This is a genomic window from Nocardioides silvaticus, from assembly GCF_003160695.1.
Lineage (GTDB): Bacteria > Actinomycetota > Actinomycetes > Propionibacteriales > Nocardioidaceae > Nocardioides > Nocardioides silvaticus.
In genome coordinates, this window is record NZ_QGDD01000004.1 from 295,262 (window position 1) to 311,952 (window position 16,691).

At 70.8% G+C, this 16,691-nt stretch carries 14 protein-coding genes; 11 read left to right on the forward strand and 3 right to left on the reverse strand.

The window, feature by feature from the left end; genetic code table 11:
* Positions 1–7 precede the first annotated feature (7 nt).
* A complete protein-coding gene (locus tag DJ010_RS21810) occupies positions 8–667 on the reverse strand; it encodes a hypothetical protein (RefSeq protein WP_146207325.1) in 660 nt (219 codons plus the stop codon).
* Between the two features lie 250 nt (positions 668–917).
* Positions 918–3,008: an acetate--CoA ligase family protein gene (locus DJ010_RS11330; protein WP_211318749.1), complete on the reverse strand. Its 2,091-nt coding sequence runs from the start codon at positions 3,006–3,008 to the stop codon at positions 918–920.
* Positions 3,009–3,068: 60 nt separating this feature from the next.
* On the opposite strand from DJ010_RS11330, the gene DJ010_RS11335 reads away from it, so the two are divergent.
* The 10 genes from DJ010_RS11335 to DJ010_RS11380 are packed head-to-tail and all read left to right on the forward strand — an operon-like array spanning position 3,069 to position 14,194.
* The gene (locus DJ010_RS11335; RefSeq protein WP_109693769.1) at positions 3,069–3,734 is read left to right on the forward strand and encodes a TetR/AcrR family transcriptional regulator; all 666 of its coding nucleotides are present in this window, start codon (positions 3,069–3,071) and stop codon (positions 3,732–3,734) included.
* The gene (locus DJ010_RS11340; protein WP_109693770.1) at positions 3,731–4,873 is read left to right on the forward strand and encodes a polyamine ABC transporter substrate-binding protein; all 1,143 of its coding nucleotides are present in this window, start codon (positions 3,731–3,733) and stop codon (positions 4,871–4,873) included. The genes DJ010_RS11335 and DJ010_RS11340 overlap by 4 nt, the downstream gene beginning before the upstream one ends.
* Position 4,874: 1 nt before the next feature.
* Positions 4,875–5,765 (forward strand): ABC transporter permease, encoded by an 891-nt coding sequence (locus DJ010_RS11345; protein ID WP_109693771.1) that lies wholly within the window; start codon positions 4,875–4,877, stop codon positions 5,763–5,765.
* Positions 5,765–6,592, forward strand: coding sequence for an ABC transporter permease (locus DJ010_RS11350; protein ID WP_109693772.1), 828 nt, complete (start codon positions 5,765–5,767; stop codon positions 6,590–6,592). Before DJ010_RS11345 ends, DJ010_RS11350 begins: the two co-directional genes overlap by 1 nt.
* A complete protein-coding gene (locus DJ010_RS11355; RefSeq protein WP_109693773.1) occupies positions 6,589–7,671 on the forward strand; it encodes an ABC transporter ATP-binding protein in 1,083 nt (360 codons plus the stop codon). The genes DJ010_RS11350 and DJ010_RS11355 overlap by 4 nt, the downstream gene beginning before the upstream one ends.
* The gene (locus DJ010_RS11360; protein ID WP_211318750.1) at positions 7,668–9,011 is read left to right on the forward strand and encodes a flavin monoamine oxidase family protein; all 1,344 of its coding nucleotides are present in this window, start codon (positions 7,668–7,670) and stop codon (positions 9,009–9,011) included. The genes DJ010_RS11355 and DJ010_RS11360 overlap by 4 nt, the downstream gene beginning before the upstream one ends.
* A gap of 2 nt (positions 9,012–9,013) precedes the next feature.
* Positions 9,014–10,177, forward strand: a complete 1,164-nt coding sequence (locus DJ010_RS11365) for an acyl-CoA dehydrogenase family protein (RefSeq protein WP_109693774.1) — start codon at positions 9,014–9,016, stop codon at positions 10,175–10,177.
* A 1-nt stretch (position 10,178) separates the two neighbouring features.
* Entirely contained in the window at positions 10,179–10,964 is a 786-nt protein-coding gene (locus DJ010_RS11370; protein WP_109693775.1) for an enoyl-CoA hydratase-related protein, read from the forward strand.
* A 45-nt stretch (positions 10,965–11,009) separates the two neighbouring features.
* Positions 11,010–13,316, forward strand: a complete 2,307-nt coding sequence (locus DJ010_RS22445; RefSeq protein WP_211318751.1) for a sulfatase-like hydrolase/transferase — start codon at positions 11,010–11,012, stop codon at positions 13,314–13,316.
* A complete protein-coding gene (locus tag DJ010_RS11380) occupies positions 13,313–14,194 on the forward strand; it encodes a formylglycine-generating enzyme family protein (protein ID WP_109693776.1) in 882 nt (293 codons plus the stop codon). The genes DJ010_RS22445 and DJ010_RS11380 overlap by 4 nt, the downstream gene beginning before the upstream one ends.
* 20 nt (positions 14,195–14,214) lie before the next feature.
* Here DJ010_RS11380 and DJ010_RS11385 read toward each other — a convergent pair whose 3' ends face one another.
* On the reverse strand, positions 14,215–14,955 hold the full coding sequence (locus DJ010_RS11385) for an IclR family transcriptional regulator (protein ID WP_158283003.1): 741 nt from the start codon (positions 14,953–14,955) through the stop codon (positions 14,215–14,217).
* Between the two features lie 164 nt (positions 14,956–15,119).
* On the opposite strand from DJ010_RS11385, the gene DJ010_RS11390 reads away from it, so the two are divergent.
* Positions 15,120–16,691 (forward strand): ABC transporter substrate-binding protein, encoded by a 1,572-nt coding sequence (locus DJ010_RS11390; RefSeq protein ID WP_211318752.1) that lies wholly within the window; start codon positions 15,120–15,122, stop codon positions 16,689–16,691.

Consider the following 16,691-nt stretch of genomic DNA (forward strand, 5'->3'; position numbering starts at 1 on the left):
ATCCACCTCATTCGGCGCGGCGAAACAGGTAGGTCCGGTACTCGACGGTCTCGCGCCTGACCTCGTGGGTCCCGTCATACAACGGCCGACTGCTCGACGTCCTCTCATGTCGCCGTCCAAAGCTCTGCTGGCGCCAGCCGGCGTTCACCACGGCGTTGAGATGGTCCGCCAAGTCGCCATCCACGGTGAGTTCAATCGAGAAGAACTGGTCGCCGCGCTCGTAAGCCATCGTGGCTTGACCCTCGGTCGATTGCTCCCAGGCACGACGTGCCTTCGCAGCCGCTCGCTCTCGGATGAGTGCAGCCTTCGTCGCCGCTCGATTCGCGCGTAGAGCAGCCTTCATCGCGCTGCGCTGCTGCGCCGCTGTTGCCTGCGCTACTCGATACGCGCGGCCCTCAGGTGATAGTTCCCAGATTCGCCGAGCTTCCGCCGCGTCGCGGCGCCGCTGCCGAGCTACTTGGCATTGACGCCTGAGCGACGGGACAAGTTCCGCGATGACAGCAAGAAGCGTCGCGCATGCCACCGTGGCACCGATACCGGCCAGCAGGAACGGACGCCTCTCGCTGAACGGGACCTCTCGTCTCACGTTCCACCAGGCTGGGCCCACGGTCTCCGTCGTCTGCCAAAAGATCACGAAGAAGATGACCGCCCCAACAGCGCTGAACACGGACAGTGCTACCAACACGCCGGCGGCGAGGGCGTGGAGCGATGGCGGTAACCGCGACAGCAATCGCGGCATCATCGACCTAACGCGGTGACTTGCGGGCTACGTCGAGCCAATATCGACAACTGGACTCCCGGCGACGCTGATATTCGTTCGCTGGCGGAAAACGGCCAGCGGCAGTCATGGTGAACCTTAACGTCGTGCACCCCCAGATTCCCCCGTACTGCACGACGTCACGATCGGCTGACCGCGCTCAGCCGAGGACGAGCCGGGCGTCGAGGGCCAGCGCACCGGACGGGCCGGCGAGCACAGGGTTGAGCTCGAGCTCGACGAGCTCGGGGTGCGCCGCGGCGAGGCCCGCCACCCGGGCGACCACCTCGGCCAAGGCGTCGAGGTCGACCGGCGTCCGGCCGCGGGCTCCCAGCAGCAGCGGCGCTCCCTGGAGCGAGAGGAGCAGCTGCCTGGCTGCCGCGACCGACACCGGGGCGATCGCGCAGGCGGTGTCGGCGAGCACCTCGGCGAAGACCCCGCCGAGACCGACCATCACCACCGGGCCGAACTTCGGGTCGCGGACGCTGCCCACGATCAGCTCGACGCCGTCTCGGACGTCGGCCATCTCCTCGACGGTGACGGTCGGCGGGGCCAGCCGCGCCACCAGGTCGTCATACGCCGCGCGCACGGCTGCTCGGTCGGCGAGGCCGAGGACGACGCCGCCGTCCTCCGACTTGTGCAGCCGGCCGGTGGCCTTGAGCACGAGCGGGAAGCGAAGTCGGTCGAGTGCAGCCTCCAGACCCGCGACGTCGGTGACCGACACCGCCGCGGGGAAGGCGATCCCGGCGTCGGCGAACAGCGCCCGGGCCCCGTCGTACGACGTGTCGGTGGCGGGTGCCGCCGGGTCCGGCAGCTCTCCCCCGAGGCCTGCCGGCGACGGATCCGGCTCCACCAACCCGGCCAGCACGGTGCAGGCGCGGTCGATGTCGCGGTGCACCGGGATCCCGGCGGCGCTCAGCACGACCGCAGCCGGGCTGTCGGGATAGATCGTCTGGACGACCAGGGGCTTGTGCTGCGCCACCACCGCGTCGGCCATCAGGCCGGCCGCGGCGAGCTCGGGGGCGGCGAGGTCGGACTGCCCGGCCGAGTAGCCACCGAAGAAGCCCGTCAGCAGCACGCCGTCGACCTGGTCGGAGGCGAGCAGGACCTGCACTCCGCGCACGTAGCTCAGGACGTCCTGCTCCCCCGCACCCGCGAGGTCGACGGGGTTGGTGACGGTCGCCGATGCCCAGAGCGCGGACCGCAGCTCCTCGGTCACCGGACCGGTGAGCACGGGGGTGGACAGCCCGACCGCCGACAGCGCGTCCGCGCCGACCGCGCCGTGCCCACCCCCGTCGGTCAGCACGGCCGCCCGCCGCCCGGACATCCGCCGCGGTTGGCGCAGGGCGAGCAGGAGGTCGGCCATCTGGGTCGGGTGGTCGACGCGGTGGGCGCCGACCGCGGCGCAGGCGGCGTCGACCACCATCGACGAGCTGGTCAACGACCCGGTGTGGGATGCGGCGCTCCGCACCGCCGCCTCGCTGCGTCCGGGCGCCAGCAGCACCAGCGGCTTCCCCGCCGTCCGCAGCGCCCGGGCGGCGGCGAGGAACCTCCGCCCTTCGACGACGTCCTCGGCATAGACGGCCACGGCCCGGGTGGCCTCGTGGTCGGCGCACGCGTGCAGCAGCTCGACGACGCCGAGGTCCGCCTGGTTGCCGAGCGACACGAAGCGCGAGATGCCGAGCCCGCGGTCGGCCAGCAGGCTGGCGAGGTCGAGCACCAGGTTGCCGCTCTGACTGAGCACCGCGACGTCACCGGCCGGCAGGGCAGCGTGCGCCAGCTGCAGGTCGGTCGAGGTGTCCACGATGCCCAGGCAGTTGGGCCCGACCAGCACCGCGCCCGCCTCGCGCGCGACCGCGACCGCCTCCGTCTCCACCCGGGCACCCTCGGCGCCGGTCTCGGAGAGCCCTGCGGTGATCCCGACGATCGCCCGCGCGCCGGCCGACACCGCGTCGGCCACCGAGGCGACGAAGCCGTGCGCGGGGACGCACACGACGGCCAGGTCGACGCGGACGTCGAGTGCCCTCGCACCGGCGACCGCGGACACGTGTACCGGCTCGCCGAGCACCGTCCCGCCCCGATGGTTGACCAGCAGCACCGCACGACCGTCGCCCGAGGCGAGGGCCCGCTGCGCGAGGATGTTCCCCCACTTCGCGGAGTCGTCGCTGGCACCGATGACCGCGACCGCGCGGGGCGCGAACAGGGCCTGGAGGTGGTCGCCCGACAGCGCGGACGGCGACGCTTGACGCCTCACGCGCCGGATCCTAGCATCGCTGACTGACTGAACAGTCAGACCGATGGAGGCCGTGCAGCCGTGTCGTCCCCGCGTCCCAGCCAGCGTGAGCAAGCCGCTGCCGACGCTCGCTCCCGGATCCTCGCGGCCGCCGTCGAGTGCATCGTCCGCGACGGGCTCGCCCGGGTCAGGATGGCCTCGATCGCTCGCACCGCAGGGGTCTCGGCAGGACTGCTGCACTACCACTTCGACACCAAGGAGCAGCTGTTCGGGGAGGTGCTGACCTACTCCCACGAGGTCTCCGCGGAGCTCAACCAGCGCGCGATGTCCGAGGCGGGCGACGGCGCCGCCGAGCGGCTGTCGTCGTTCCTCGACCGCTGCCTGCCCAGCGACCGGCAGCGCGCCGACGAGTGGCTGCTGTGGCAGGAGCTGGCACTGCTCTGCATCCGCGACCCGCACCTCGCGAAGGTCGGCGCCGACCTCTACGAGGACCTCTACGCCACCACGGCCGACATCATCCGCGAAGGCACCGCCACCGGGGTCTTCGCCACCGCCCTCGACCCGCGGCAGATCGCCGAGACCGCGATCGCCATCACCGACGGACTCGGCGCGCGGGTCCTTGCCGGAGACCCGAACCTCGGCATCGAGGAAGCCCGGGCGACGATCGCCACCACGGTCGGGATCCTGGTCGGTCACGACGGGCCGCTCCCGGACCCCGCCTCACTCGAAGGCGGAGCACGGGCATGATCCCGAGCGCCGGCCTCGAGCTCCCTCGCCCGTCGCGGCGGGGGCTCCTGACCGGCGGCCTGGCGCTGGGAGCGTCGCTGACGTTGCCCGGCTGCGCCTACATCCGCGACGACGCGTCCACCGACGCCCCGTTGCCGGAGTCGGCGAAGGCCGAGATCGACGGCGACCTCGTCTACTTCAACTGGGCCGACTACCTCGCGCCCACGGTGGTCAAGGGCTTTCAGGAGGAGTACGGCGTCAAGGTGATCGAGTCCAACTACGACTCGATGGAGGGCATGTACGCCAAGCTCGCCGCCGGCAACGAGTACGACATCGTCTTCCCGATCGCCAAGTGGGTCGTCAAGCTCAAGCGCGAGGGCAAGATCCGCGCGATCGACCCCGCGCAGCTCGGCAACGCCGAGCAGGTCTTCTACTCCGGCTCCTACTTCAACGACCCCTGGTACGACGAGGGATCCGCGGCCTCCGTCCCGTTCACGGTCTACAAGACCGGCATCGGGTGGCGCACCGACAAGGTGTCGTCGATGACCGGCAGCTGGCGAGACCTCTGGAACGACGAGGCCCGCGGCCACGTGTTCACCCTCGACGACCAGGACGAGGCACTGGGGATGGCCGCGCTCCTGCTCGGGTACGACGTCAACACCGCCGACTCCTCCGAGCTCTCCGACATCAAGGACCTGCTGATCAGCCAGAAGGAGTACCTGCGCGCCTACTCCTCCGACGACGTCAACAACATGGTCGGTGGCGACGCCTGGGTGCACCACATGTGGAGCGGCGACTACCTCTACCTCCGGAACTGGCTGGTCGACGACCCGACGATGTACGACTTCGAGGCGCCGAGCGAGGGCTGTCCGATCAACTCCGACGCCTACGTGATCCCGACCAACGCCCGCCACCCCGGTACGGCGATGGTGTTCATCGACTACCTGCTGCGGCCCGAGAACGCCATCAAGAACACCAAGTACCTTTCCTACCCGTTCCCGGTGAAGGACGCCCTGCCAGCGTTCGCCGAGCTCGCCAAGGACGCGCCGGCCTGCAACGTCGAGATCTCCGACCTCGAGAACGAGAACGTCTTCCGGCTCCTCGGCACCGACGAGGTCCAGCGCCGAGCGGCGGTCTGGACCGAAGTGAAGGCGAGCTGACGTGGCGGCCCCGACCGCCGAGGCGACCCGGCGGACCGCGCCACGCTCGGCCCAGCGCACCCGGCTGTGGGCGTTGCTGCTGGCCCTGCCGACCGCGTGGATGATGACGTTCTTCGTCTCCAGCATGGTGATCGTGGTGCTGCTGTCCTTCGGGCGGACCACCAACGACGGTTTCCCGGCGTTCGCGCTGCGCACCGACAACTACGAGGCGCTGTGGAACGACGTCTACCTCGAGCTGTTCCTGCGCTCGCTCGGCTACGCGCTCGCGACCGTCGCCATCTCGCTGCTGATCGCCTACCCGGTCGCCTACGTCATCGCCCTGCACGGCGGCCGCTACAAGAACGCACTGATCGCGGCAATCGTGGTGCCGTTCTTCGCCAGCTACCTGATCCGGATGTACGCCTGGAAGGCGCTGCTCTCCGACGACGGTCTCGTCAACAGCGCCCTGCGCAACCTCGGTCTCAGCGACGGGATCACGTTCCTCAACACGTCGTACGCCGTGGTCGGCGGCCTGGTCTACGGCTTCGTGGTGTTCATGATCCTGCCGATCTACGCCTCGCTCGAGCGGCTCGACACGTCCTTGATCGAGGCCGGCAAGGACCTCTACCACGGGCCGGTGCGCACGTTCTTCTTCGTCACCGTTCCGGCCACCAGGGCCGGTCTGTACGGCGGGATCCTGCTGGTCTTCCTCCCCGCGCTCGGCGACTTCGTCAGCGCCCAGCTGCTCGGCGGCGCCGGCACGTTCATGGTGGGCAACCTGGTGCAGCAGCAGTTCATGGAGGGCCAGAACTGGCCGCTCGGCTCGGCGCTCACCGTCGGCATGATGACCGCGCTGACCGTGCTCATGGTCGCCTACCTGCGGGCCACCTCGACCCAGGCGCGTGAGCTCTGATGGCCCGCCGCGTCGAGCGCAAGCCGGTGGTCGCGGTCGGGGTGACGATCGTGTTCTTCGCCTGGCTCTACCTGCCGATCCTGGCGGTGGCGCTGTTCAGCCTCAACGACAAGAAGTCGCTGTCGTCGTTCTCCGGCTTCTCCCTGCGCTGGTACGACGACCTCGTCCACAACGAGGCGCTCCTCGACTCGCTGGTCGCCAGCCTCCAGGTCGCCGCAGCGGCGACGCTCGGCTCGCTCGTCCTCGGCACGATGCTGGCGCTGGGCCTGGAGCGCATCCGCGGGCGGCGCGGCAACCTCATCGGCGCGGTCACCCTGCTCCCGCTGGTCACCCCGGAGATCGTCACCGGCGTCGCCGCGCTGCTGCTGTTCACCGGCATCGGGCTCAAGCTGTCGTTGACGACGGTGGTCCTCGCCGAGATCACGTTCTCGATCGCCTACGTCACCGTGATCGTCCGCGGTCGGCTGGCCGGCATCGCGCTCGAGGTCGAGGAGGCCGCCCGCGACCTCGGGTGCACGCCGTTCCAGGCGGTCCGCCTCGTCATCCTGCCGATGCTGCTGCCCGCGCTGCTCGGGGCCGGGCTGCTGGTGTTCGCGCTGGTCTTCGACGACTTCGTGCTGGCGTTCTTCACCACCGGCGTCGACCCGCAGCCGCTGCCGGTGCGGGTCTACTCCTCGATCCGGTTCGGCGTCTCCCCCGCCATCAACGCGATCGGCACGCTGATGCTGCTCGCGTCCGCCCTGCTCATCGTGGCCGCGCTGGTGCTTCCGCGCCTGCTCGGCCGTGGCACCTCGAGCCTCGACCTGATCACCGGAGGCCGCCGATGAGCTCAGCGCCGACGACCAATCCCTCGGTCACCCTCCGCGGCCTGACGAAGCGGTTCGGCGGCACGACCGTCGTCGACCACCTCGACCTCGACATCGAGAGCGGCGAGTTCTTCTCGCTGCTCGGCCCGTCGGGTTGCGGCAAGACCACGACACTGCGGATGATCGCCGGGTTCAGCGACCCGACCGAGGGCACGATCCTGGTCGGCGGCGAGGACGTCACGAGCACTCCTCCGCACAAGCGCGACGTCAACACGGTCTTCCAGAGCTACGCCCTGTTCGAGCACCTCGACGTCCGTCGCAACGTCGGGTTCGGACTGCGCCGCAAGGGCGTCGACAGGTCGTCGATCGACAAGCGGGTCGCGGAGATGCTGGAGCTCGTCGAGCTCGGCGACCGCGCGAAGGACAAGCCCAGCCGGCTCTCCGGCGGCCAGCGTCAACGGGTCGCGCTCGCCCGGGCGCTCATCAACCAGCCCAAGGTGCTGCTGCTCGACGAACCCCTGGCCGCGCTCGACCTCAAGCTGCGCCGGGCGATGCAGGCCGAGCTCAAGTCCATCCAGCGGGAGGTCGGCATCACGTTCCTGTTCGTCACCCACGACCAGGACGAGGCGCTGAGCATGAGCGACCGGGTCGCGATCATGTGCGACGGGGTCGTCGAGCAGTGCGGCACCCCCGAGGACGTCTACGAGCGGCCGACCTCGGTGTTCGCCGCCGGCTTCATCGGCACCAGCAACCTCATGAACGGGTTGTGGTCCGACGGCTGCGTGTCCGTCTCACCGACGGTCTCGATCCCGGCCCCCGGCCACCAGGGATCGGCCGACGGCGACCCGGTGAGCGTCACGGTGCGGCCCGAGAAGATCTGGCTCACCGAGCACACCCCCGGGATGTTCCGGCTGCCCGGCACCATCGTCGAGACCAGCTACCACGGCGCCACCACGCAGTACGTCGTCTCGGTCGGCCCCGACCTCACGCTGACCGTCCTCGAGCAGAACCTGCCCCGGATGCGGGCCGAGGACCGCTGGAGCCCGGGCGACCGGGTCGAGGCCGGCTGGCTCCCCGAGCACACGGTGGTGCTCCGGTGACCCGCGCGGACGTCGTCGTCGTCGGCGCCGGCCTCGCCGGGCTCGCGGCCGCCCGCGACCTGGAGGCGGGCGGCGCCGAGGTCGTCGTCCTCGAGGCGCGGCCCCGGGTCGGGGGTCGCGTCGAGCAGGAGGAGCTGCCCGACGGCCGCCGGGTCCAGCTCGGCGGCGAGGTCGTCGGCACCGCGCACACCAGCTACCTCGGGCTCGTCGCGGAGCTCGGCCTGACGCTGGTCCCGTCCTACGTCGCCGAGCCCGGCGAGATCACCCGCCAGGTCACGGAGAGCATCGACGTCGGCGACTGGCCGGCGTGGTGCACCGACGCCGACCGCGCGTCCTACGACGTGGTCGAGGCGGCGCTCGACAAGATCTGCTCCTCCATCGACCCCGACGACCCGTGGACCTGCCCGGACCTCGGCCGGCTCGACCGGCTCAGCGTCGGCGACTGGCTGCGGGAGGTGGGGGCGACCGCCAACGTGCTCCGGCTCTGGGAGCTCGTCCACCTCAGCCTCTCCGACGGCTCGATCGAGCGGCAGAGCCTGTTCGCCTACGCCCGCAAGATCGTCGTCGGCGGCACCACTGGCAGCTACGACGTCGAGCAGTGGGAGAACCTCCGGGTCACCGAGGGCTCGGCGACCGTCGCGCTGACGATGGCCGCCGCGCTGCGCGACGTCCGCCTCTCCACGCCGGTGGCACGGATCCGAGTCGGCGCCCCCGGCTGCGCGGTGACCACGGCCACCGGCGAGCGGGTCGACGCCCGGGCCGTGGTGCTCGCGGTCCCCTCGGGCCCGGCCCGCGACATCGAGATCGAGGGCGTCAGCGAGGACCGGCTCACCTCGCTCCGGCGGCAGCGGCACGCCTGGGCGGCGAAGTTCGTCGCGGCCTACGACCACCCGTTCTGGCGGGACCGTGGCCAGAACGCACTGTCGGAGAGCGAGGGCGTGCTCGGCTCGACCTGGCCGCAGCAGGACGGCGTGCTGTCCGCCCTCGTGCCTCCCGAACGCTTCGCCGCGTTCGCGAGCAGCGACGCTGACACCCGCACCCGCGAGGCGCTCGCCCAGGTCGCCGAGCTGTACGGCCCGGAGGCCGAGGCGCCGCTGCGCACCTGGACCCGGCTCTGGGGCAGCGATCCCTGGACCCAGGGGTACGTCACGAACTGGCGGCCCGGCGACGTCGAGCTCGTCGGTCCGCTGCACGGCACGCACGAACCGCCCTTCTACGTCTGCGGCTCCGACCAGTGGGTCGCCGGCTACATGGAGGGTGCGGTCCGCACGGGCCGAGCGGCCGCCGCGGCGGCACTGGCCCAGGGTCACGACAGGCTCGACCACCAGGGAGAGAGGTAGCGATGGACTTCGGGCTGACCGACGAGCAGCGCAGCATCGTCGAGACGACGCGCACGTTCGTCGAGAAGGAGCTCTACCCCCACGAGGAGGAGGTCGAGCGCACGGGTGTGCTCCGCCCCGAGCTCGCCGCCGAGATCCGCCGCAAGGCGCTGGCCGCGGGGCTCTACGCCGCCAACATGCCCGAGGAGGTCGGCGGCGCCGGCCTCGACACGGTCACCTGGGTGCTCTACGAGAAGGAGCTCGGCCGCGCCAGCTACGCGCTGCAGTACTGCGGCGTCCCGCGCCCGTCGAACATCCTGCTCGCCGGCACCGAGGCGCAGCGTGAGAAGTACCTCTACCCGACCGTCCGCGGCGAGAAGATCGACTGCCTGGCGATGACCGAGCCGGGCGCCGGGTCCGACATGCGCGCCATGCGGACGAAGGCCACCCGGGACGACGGTGCTGACGGGGGCTGGCGGATCAAGGGGTCCAAGCACTTCATCAGCCACGCCGACGAGGCCGACTTCGTGATCCTGGTGGCGGCGACCGGCAGCGACGACGCCGGACGCACGCAGATGACCATCTTCCTGATCGACCTCGACACCCCCGGCGTCGCCGTGCACGACGGCTACCGCAACGTGTCGCACCGCGGCTACACCAACTCGATCCTCGACTTCGACGACGTGCGGGTCGGCGACGACGCCGTGCTCGGCGAGGTGGGCAAGGGGTTCGAGCTCTCCGGCGAGTGGCTCGGCTCCACCCGGCTCCAGGTCGCCGCCTCCTGCCTCGGCCGGGCCGAGCGCGCGCTCGAGCTCTCGGCCCAGCACGCGGCGACCCGCGAGCAGTTCGGCCAGCCGATCGGGAGGTTCCAGGGCATCGGCTTCAAGCTCGCGGACATGGCGACCGAGCTGCAGGCCGCCGAGCTGATGACCCTGCACGCCGCGTGGAAGGTCGACCAGGGCACCGCCACCGACGCGGACATCGCCATGGCCAAGGTCAAGGCCACCGAGATGCTCGCGATGGTGGCCGACGAGGCGATCCAGATCCACGGCGGCATGGGTCTCATGGACGAGCTCCCGCTCGAGCGGATCTGGCGGGATGCCCGGATCGAGCGGATCTGGGACGGGACCTCGGAGATCCAACGCCACATCATCAGCCGGTCGATGCTGCGTCCCCTGGGAGCCTGAGATGAACGACGTCCTGAAGGCTCACGTCGAGGACCGCGTCCTCGAGGTCACGCTGGACCGGCCGCCGGCCAACGCCATCGATCTCGCGACGAGTCGGGCCATGGGCGAGGTGTTCGCGACGTTCCGCGACGACCCCGAGCTCCGGGTCGCGATCGTGCGCACGGAGGGCGACAAGTTCTTCTGCGCCGGTTGGGACCTCAAGGCCGCGGCCGAGGGTGCCGCGATCCAGGGCGAGTACGGCGTCGGCGGCTTCGGCGGGCTCCAGGAGCTGCCCGGACTCAACAAGCCGGTGATCGCGGCGGTCCACGGCATGGCGGTCGGCGGCGGCTTCGAGCTCGCGCTGTCGTGCGACCTGATCTACGCCTCGGCGACGTCGACGTTCGGCCTGCCCGAGATCAACGCCGGCACCCTCGCCGACGCCGCCACGATCAAGCTTCCCAAGCGGATGCCCTACCACGTGGCGATGGAGCTGCTCCTGACCGGACGCTGGATGCCCGCGGAGGAGGCCGCCCGCTGGGGGCTGGTGAACGAGGTGGTCCCCGACGGAGAGGCGGTCCGCGCCCGGGCCTGGGAGACCGCCCGCTTGCTCGCCTCCGGACCGCCGCTGGTGTTCGCCGCGATCAAGGAGACCGCGCGGGCCGCCGAGTCGCTCGGCTTCCAGGAGGCGCTGGACCTGGTCACCAGCAGCCGCCTCCCGACGGTTGCGACGCTCTACTCCTCGGAGGACGGGGTCGAGGGGTTCCGCGCCTTCGCCGAGAAGCGCCCGCCGGTGTGGAAGGGCCGCTGAAGAAGTCCTGTGCCGGCGCCGAACCGTCGTGCGAGACTCCGGCTCGTGACAGACCAGCCCGACCGCACGCGCCTCCCGCTCGACGTCGACACCACCGCCCGGCCGATCCGCCCGGTGGAGACCGACAAGGGGGCTCCGAACGTCGTCGTCGTGCTCATCGACGACATGGGGTTCGGCGCCTCCTCGCCGTACGGCGGACCTTGCGAGATGCCGACCGCGCAGCGACTCGCCGACGAGGGCCTGCGCTACAGCCGCTTCCACGTGACCTCGCTGTGCTCCCCCACCCGCCAGGCGCTGATGACCGGCCGCAACCACCACTCCGTGGGGATGGGCGTCACCAGCGAGATGTCCACCCCGGAGCCCGGCTACCACGGCTACCGGCCGGCGAGCGCCGCGACGATCGCCCAGATCCTGAGCGGCAACGGGTACTGCACCGCTGCGATCGGCAAGTGGCACCAGACGCCGCCGGTGGAGGTCAGCCCGAGCGGGCCGTTCCCCCGGTGGCCGATGGGTGAGGGCTTCGACTACTTCTACGGGTTCATGGGCGCGGAGATGAACCACTGGTACCCCCAGCTCTACCAGGGTCGGTACGCGATCGAGCCCGACAAGCTGCCCGAGGACGGCTACCACCTCTCCGAGGACCTCGTGGAGAAGGCGATCTCCTGGATCGAGAACCAGCAGGCGATCACGCCCGACCGACCGTTCTTCACCTACGTCGCCCTCGGCGCGACCCACGCCCCGTTCCACGTCGCCGCCGAGTGGCGCGACAAGTACGCCGGCCGGTTCGACGCCGGCTGGGACGCGCAGCGGGAGGCCACGCTCGCCCGCCAGAAGGAGCTCGGCATCGTGCCCGGCAGCGCCGAGCTGTCGCCGTGGGCCGAGGGAGTGCCCCACTGGGACGAGCTCGACGAGACCGAGCAACGGGTCGCCGCGAAGTTCATGGAGACCTACGCCGGCTTCGCCGAGCACGCCGACGTGCAGGTCGGTCGGCTCGTCGACGCGCTCGAGGAGATGGGGGTGCTGGACGACACGCTGATCTTCTACCTGCTCGGGGACAACGGTGCCTCCGGCGAGGGCGGGCCGCGCGGCACCTTCCGGGAGCACCTCGTCGGCCACGGGATCCAGGACCAGACGGCCGACATGGCCGCCCGGCTGGAGACGCTCGGCGACCCCACGACGTACGCCATCTACCCGGTCGGCTGGGCCCTGGCCATGAACACGCCCTACCCGTGGACCAAGCAGCTGGCGCACCTCGGTGGCACCCGTGACGGGATGATCGTGCGCTGGGGCAACGGCATCGAGGCTCGCGGGGAGATCCGGCACCAGTGGCACCACGTGATCGACGTGCTGCCGACGATCCTCGAGGCGGCGGGCGTCCCGCACCCGGAGACCTACGGCGGCGTCCCGCAGCAGCCGATCGAGGGCACCAGCCTGCGCTACAGCTTCGACGACCCGCAGGCACAGGACCGCCGGACCACGCAGTACTTCGAGATGATCGGCAACCGCGGCATCTACTGCGACGGCTGGACCGCGGTGACCCGCCACGGCATCCCCTGGGAGATGGTCGACACCCCCGACCGTCCGTTCGAGGACGACGTCTGGGAGCTCTACGACCACACCAGCGGTGACTGGAGCCAGGCCCGCGACGTGGCGGCCGAGCACCCGGAGAAGCTGCGCGAGCTCAAGGCGCTGTTCCTCCAGGAAGCCGAGCGGTTCAACGTCCTCCCGCTCGACGACCGGGTGACCGAGCGGGAGAACCCCGACGTGGCCGGCCGACTGGACCTGCACCTCGGGCGCCGGTCTCTCTCCTTCGGCCCCCGGGTGGGGCGGCTGACCGAGGAGGCGGCTCCCAACGTGAAGAACCGCTCGCACGTCATCACCGCCGACCTGGAGCTGGTCACCGGCACCAACGGTGTGGTGGTCGCCCAGGGCGGGCGGTTCGGGGGCTGGTCGCTCTACCTCGTCAACGGCGTGCCGCACTACGCCTACAACTTCGCGGGCCGTGACCTCACCGTCGTGCGCGGCGGCAAGCCGATGCCGCCCGGGCGGCACGACCTGGTGGTCCGGTTCGACTACGACGGCGGCCCGCCCGGGAGCGGCGCCTCCGTGACGCTCGAGGTCGACGGTGCGTCCGTCGGATCGGGCCGGGTTCCCGTCACCACGGCGTACTACTTCTCCTTCGACGAGACCTTCAACGTCGGCGTCGACCGCGGCACGCCGGTGGTCGACGACTACCTCCCGGTGCGCAATGCGTTCGAAGGTCTCATCCACCGGGTGCGGTTCGACCTCGACGACGTGGCCGACCCGGGGACCGACGAGGAGCGCGACCGTGTCGTCATGGTCCACCAGTGAGCGGCTGCTGCGCGCCCTCACGCCCGGCAGACCGACCGGAGAGCTCGTCGGGCGCGCCGACCCCGCGGACGCACGGTGGGCCGGCGCCGGAGCTCGTGGAGATCGCCGGCGGGACGACCCTGGTCGGTAGTGACGACCCCCAGCACCCGGAGGAGTGGCCGGTCCGCGAGGTCGACGTGGAGACGTTCCGGATCGCGCCCTGCGCGGTGACCAACGCCGAGTTCGCCCGGTTCGTCGCCGCGACGGGCTACCGCACGGAGTCGGAGACGTTCGGCTCGTCGTTCGTCTTCGCAGGCTTCCTGCCCGATGACTTCCCACCCACCCGCGGCGTCGCCGAGGCGCCGTGGTGGCGGGAGGTGCTCGGTGCGTCGTGGGAGCACCCGACGGGCCCGCACTCCGGGCTCTCGGGGCTGGCGGACCACCCGGTCGTCCACGTCTCCCGGGCCGACGCCGAGGCGTACGCCGGGTGGCGGGGCGCCCGGTTGCCGAGCGAGGCCGAGTGGGAGCGCGCCGCCCGCGGCGGGCTGGTGGGCCAGCCGTTCCCGTGGGGCTCCGAGCTCGAGCCCGACGACCGGCACCGGATGAACGTCTGGCAGGGCACGTTCCCGACCGAGGACACCGGAGCGGACGGTTGGCGAGGCACGTGTCCCGTCGACGCCTTCCCTGCGAACGGCTTCGGTCTGCACAACATGACCGGCAACGTCTGGGAGTGGTGCGCGGGCGACTGGGAGACCGACGGTCCCGACGGGGTCACCCGCGGTGGCTCCTACCTGTGCCACGCGTCGTACTGCCGTCGCTACCGGGTCTCGGCTCGGCAGCGACAGTCCGCGGACTCGAGCGCGGGCAACCTCGGGTTCCGGCTCGCTGCGGACGCCTGAGCCGGCTTCGGTCGGCCCGCTCAGCGGCCGGCGAGCTCCTCGGCTCCGGCGAGGACGAGCCGACCCAAGGTCGGGAAGCGCTTGGCCGTGACCCGCTCGGGCGGCCCCCAGATGCTGATCACGGCGACCGGTCGGCCCGCGGCGTCGAGCACGGGCGCGGAGACTCCCCAGGCAGACTCGTCGAACTCGCCCCGGCACTCGGAGTAGCCGCGCTCGCGGGTGCTCGTCAGCTCGCGCGCCAGCGCCGCACGTGAGGTGATCGTCGAGGGCGTGAACCGCTGCAGGCGGCCTCCGAAGGGAAGGTCCAGCAGCTCACGCACCTCGTCGCCCCCGGAGAACGCGAGCAGGGCCTTGCCCGTCGACGTCGCGTGCAGCGAGACCGGACGGCCCTGCCAGGTGACCGAGACGATCGCGCCGGCCACCGCCTCCGCGACGTAGGTCAGGTCACCGTCGCGCATCACCGCGAGCGCCGCCGTCTCGCCGGTCTTCGCCGCGATCCGCGCGAGCACGGCGTGGGCCCTGCGCACCATCGACTCCCCACCCGCCTGACCGGCCAGGTCGATGAGCCCGAAACCGAGCGAGTACCGCCCGGTCCGGCGGTCCAGGCTCACCAGTCGCTGCTGCTCCAGGGTCGCGAGGATCCGCCAGGCCGTGGTCCGGTTGAGGCCGACCTTCTCGGCGAGCGCGGTGGCTGTGCTGTCGGCGCCGCCGGCCGAGGCGACCGCCCTGAGCAGGGCGGCAGCACGCTCGACGGACTGCACGACGGGGGCCTCGCGAGGTGCCGTCGTTGCGCTTGACACAGCGTGTTGCGCATAACGCACCATCACAAACCCTCCTCGTTAGCCATTGACCAGCGCTGCACGCGACTTTATGTTCGCTTCATCACATAGCCGATGTTCGGATAGTGAAACAGAGGAGTCACCAAGTGAACCAGCCTCGGATCAGCCCCGGTCTCTCCCGGCGCTCGATGATCAAGTACTCCGGACTCGGCGCGGCAGCCGTCGTCGGCGGCAGCGCGTTCCTGTCAGCCTGCGGCAGCGACAGCGGCGGTGGCGGCGGTGGCGGCAGGGGCGGCCAGCTGATCCACGGTGCCACCGGCGGTGGCAGCAAGGACACGCTCGACCCGCACCAGCCCGTCCAGGCCGCCGACATCTCCCGGTGCTGCAACCTCTACGAGCCGCTGCTGTTCTGGAACAACAACTACGAGCTCGAGCCGGCACTCGCCGAGTCGGTGGAGCCCTCGTCCGACGCGAGGACCTGGACGATCAACATGCGCCAGGGCGTCACGTTCCACAACGGCCAGACGGTCACCGCCGAGGACGCCTGGCTCAGCATCCGCCGGGTGGCCGATCCCAAGGCGCCGCTGTCCGCCGGCGGCCAGCTCTCGACGATCATCGACTTCGAGTCCTCGAAGGTCGTCGACGACGCCACGCTGCAGATCGTCCTCAACACGCCGTACGCGCTGCTCGACTCGCTGCTGGCCGAGTACACGCTCGGCATCATCCCGGGCGGCGAGTTCGACCCCGCCAACCCGGTCGGCACCGGTCCGTTCGCCTACAAGTCCTTCGAGGCGGGCAAGTCCAGCACCTTCACCCGGTACGACGACTACTGGGGCGAGGCGGCGCTGCTCGACGAGCTGGTGATCCAGGACTTCAACGACGACAACGCCAAGGTCAACGCCTTCCAGGCCAACCAGATCCAGACCCTGGACAACCTCCCCTACAACCTGATCGAGACCATCAAGGGCGCGGGCGGCGGCGTGCTCGAGGCGGACGGCGGCCAGTGGGTGCCGTTCACCATGCGGGTCGACCAGGCGCCGTTCAACGACGTCCGGGTGCGCCAGGCGATGCGCCTGATCGTCGACCGGCAGGCGATGATCGACCAGACCCTGAGCGGCTACGGAACGCTGGGCAACGACCTGTACGCACCGCTCGACGTCATGTACGCCGACGACCTGCCTCAGCGCGAGCAGGACATCGACCAGGCCAAGTCGCTGCTCGCGTCCGCCGGAGCCGAGGGGCTGCAGGTCGAGCTCTTCACCGGCGACGACATCGGCTCGGTCGCCGTCCCGGCGGCGAACCTCTTCGCCGAGCAGGCCAAGGCCGCCGGCGTCGAGGTCAAGGTCACCAAGAAGACGCCGTTCTACGACGACGACTACCTGTCCTACACGTTCGCCCAGGACTTCTGGAACACCCGCAACTACATCCCGCAGGCCGTCGTGGGGACGTTCCCGCCCGAGCTCGGTGGCACCTACAACGAGACCCACTGGGACAACGAGGAGCACCGCGAGCTCGTCAACGCCGCCGCCAAGGAGGTGGACGAGGCCAAGCGGGCCGAGCTGGTCCACCAGGCGCAGGAGATCGAGTACAACGAGGGCGGCCTCATCATCTGGGGCTTCCGCAAGCAGGTGGACGCCTACGCATCCACCGTCAGCGGCCTCGAACCGAGCAAGTACCTCCCGCTCGGCAACTACAAGTTCAGCAAGGTCTCGGTCTGA

Excerpts from the sequence above, each read along its gene's own strand:
- DJ010_RS11340 (WP_109693770.1), top strand. The coding sequence starts at position 3,731 with ATGATCCCGAGCGCCGGCCTCGAGCTCCCTCGCCCGTCGCGGCGGGGG.
- DJ010_RS11350 (WP_109693772.1), top strand. The coding sequence starts at position 5,765 with ATGGCCCGCCGCGTCGAGCGCAAGCCGGTGGTCGCGGTCGGGGTGACG.
- DJ010_RS11355 (WP_109693773.1), top strand. The coding sequence starts at position 6,589 with ATGAGCTCAGCGCCGACGACCAATCCCTCGGTCACCCTCCGCGGCCTG.
- DJ010_RS11365 (WP_109693774.1), top strand. The coding sequence starts at position 9,014 with ATGGACTTCGGGCTGACCGACGAGCAGCGCAGCATCGTCGAGACGACG.
- DJ010_RS11370 (WP_109693775.1), top strand. The coding sequence starts at position 10,179 with ATGAACGACGTCCTGAAGGCTCACGTCGAGGACCGCGTCCTCGAGGTC.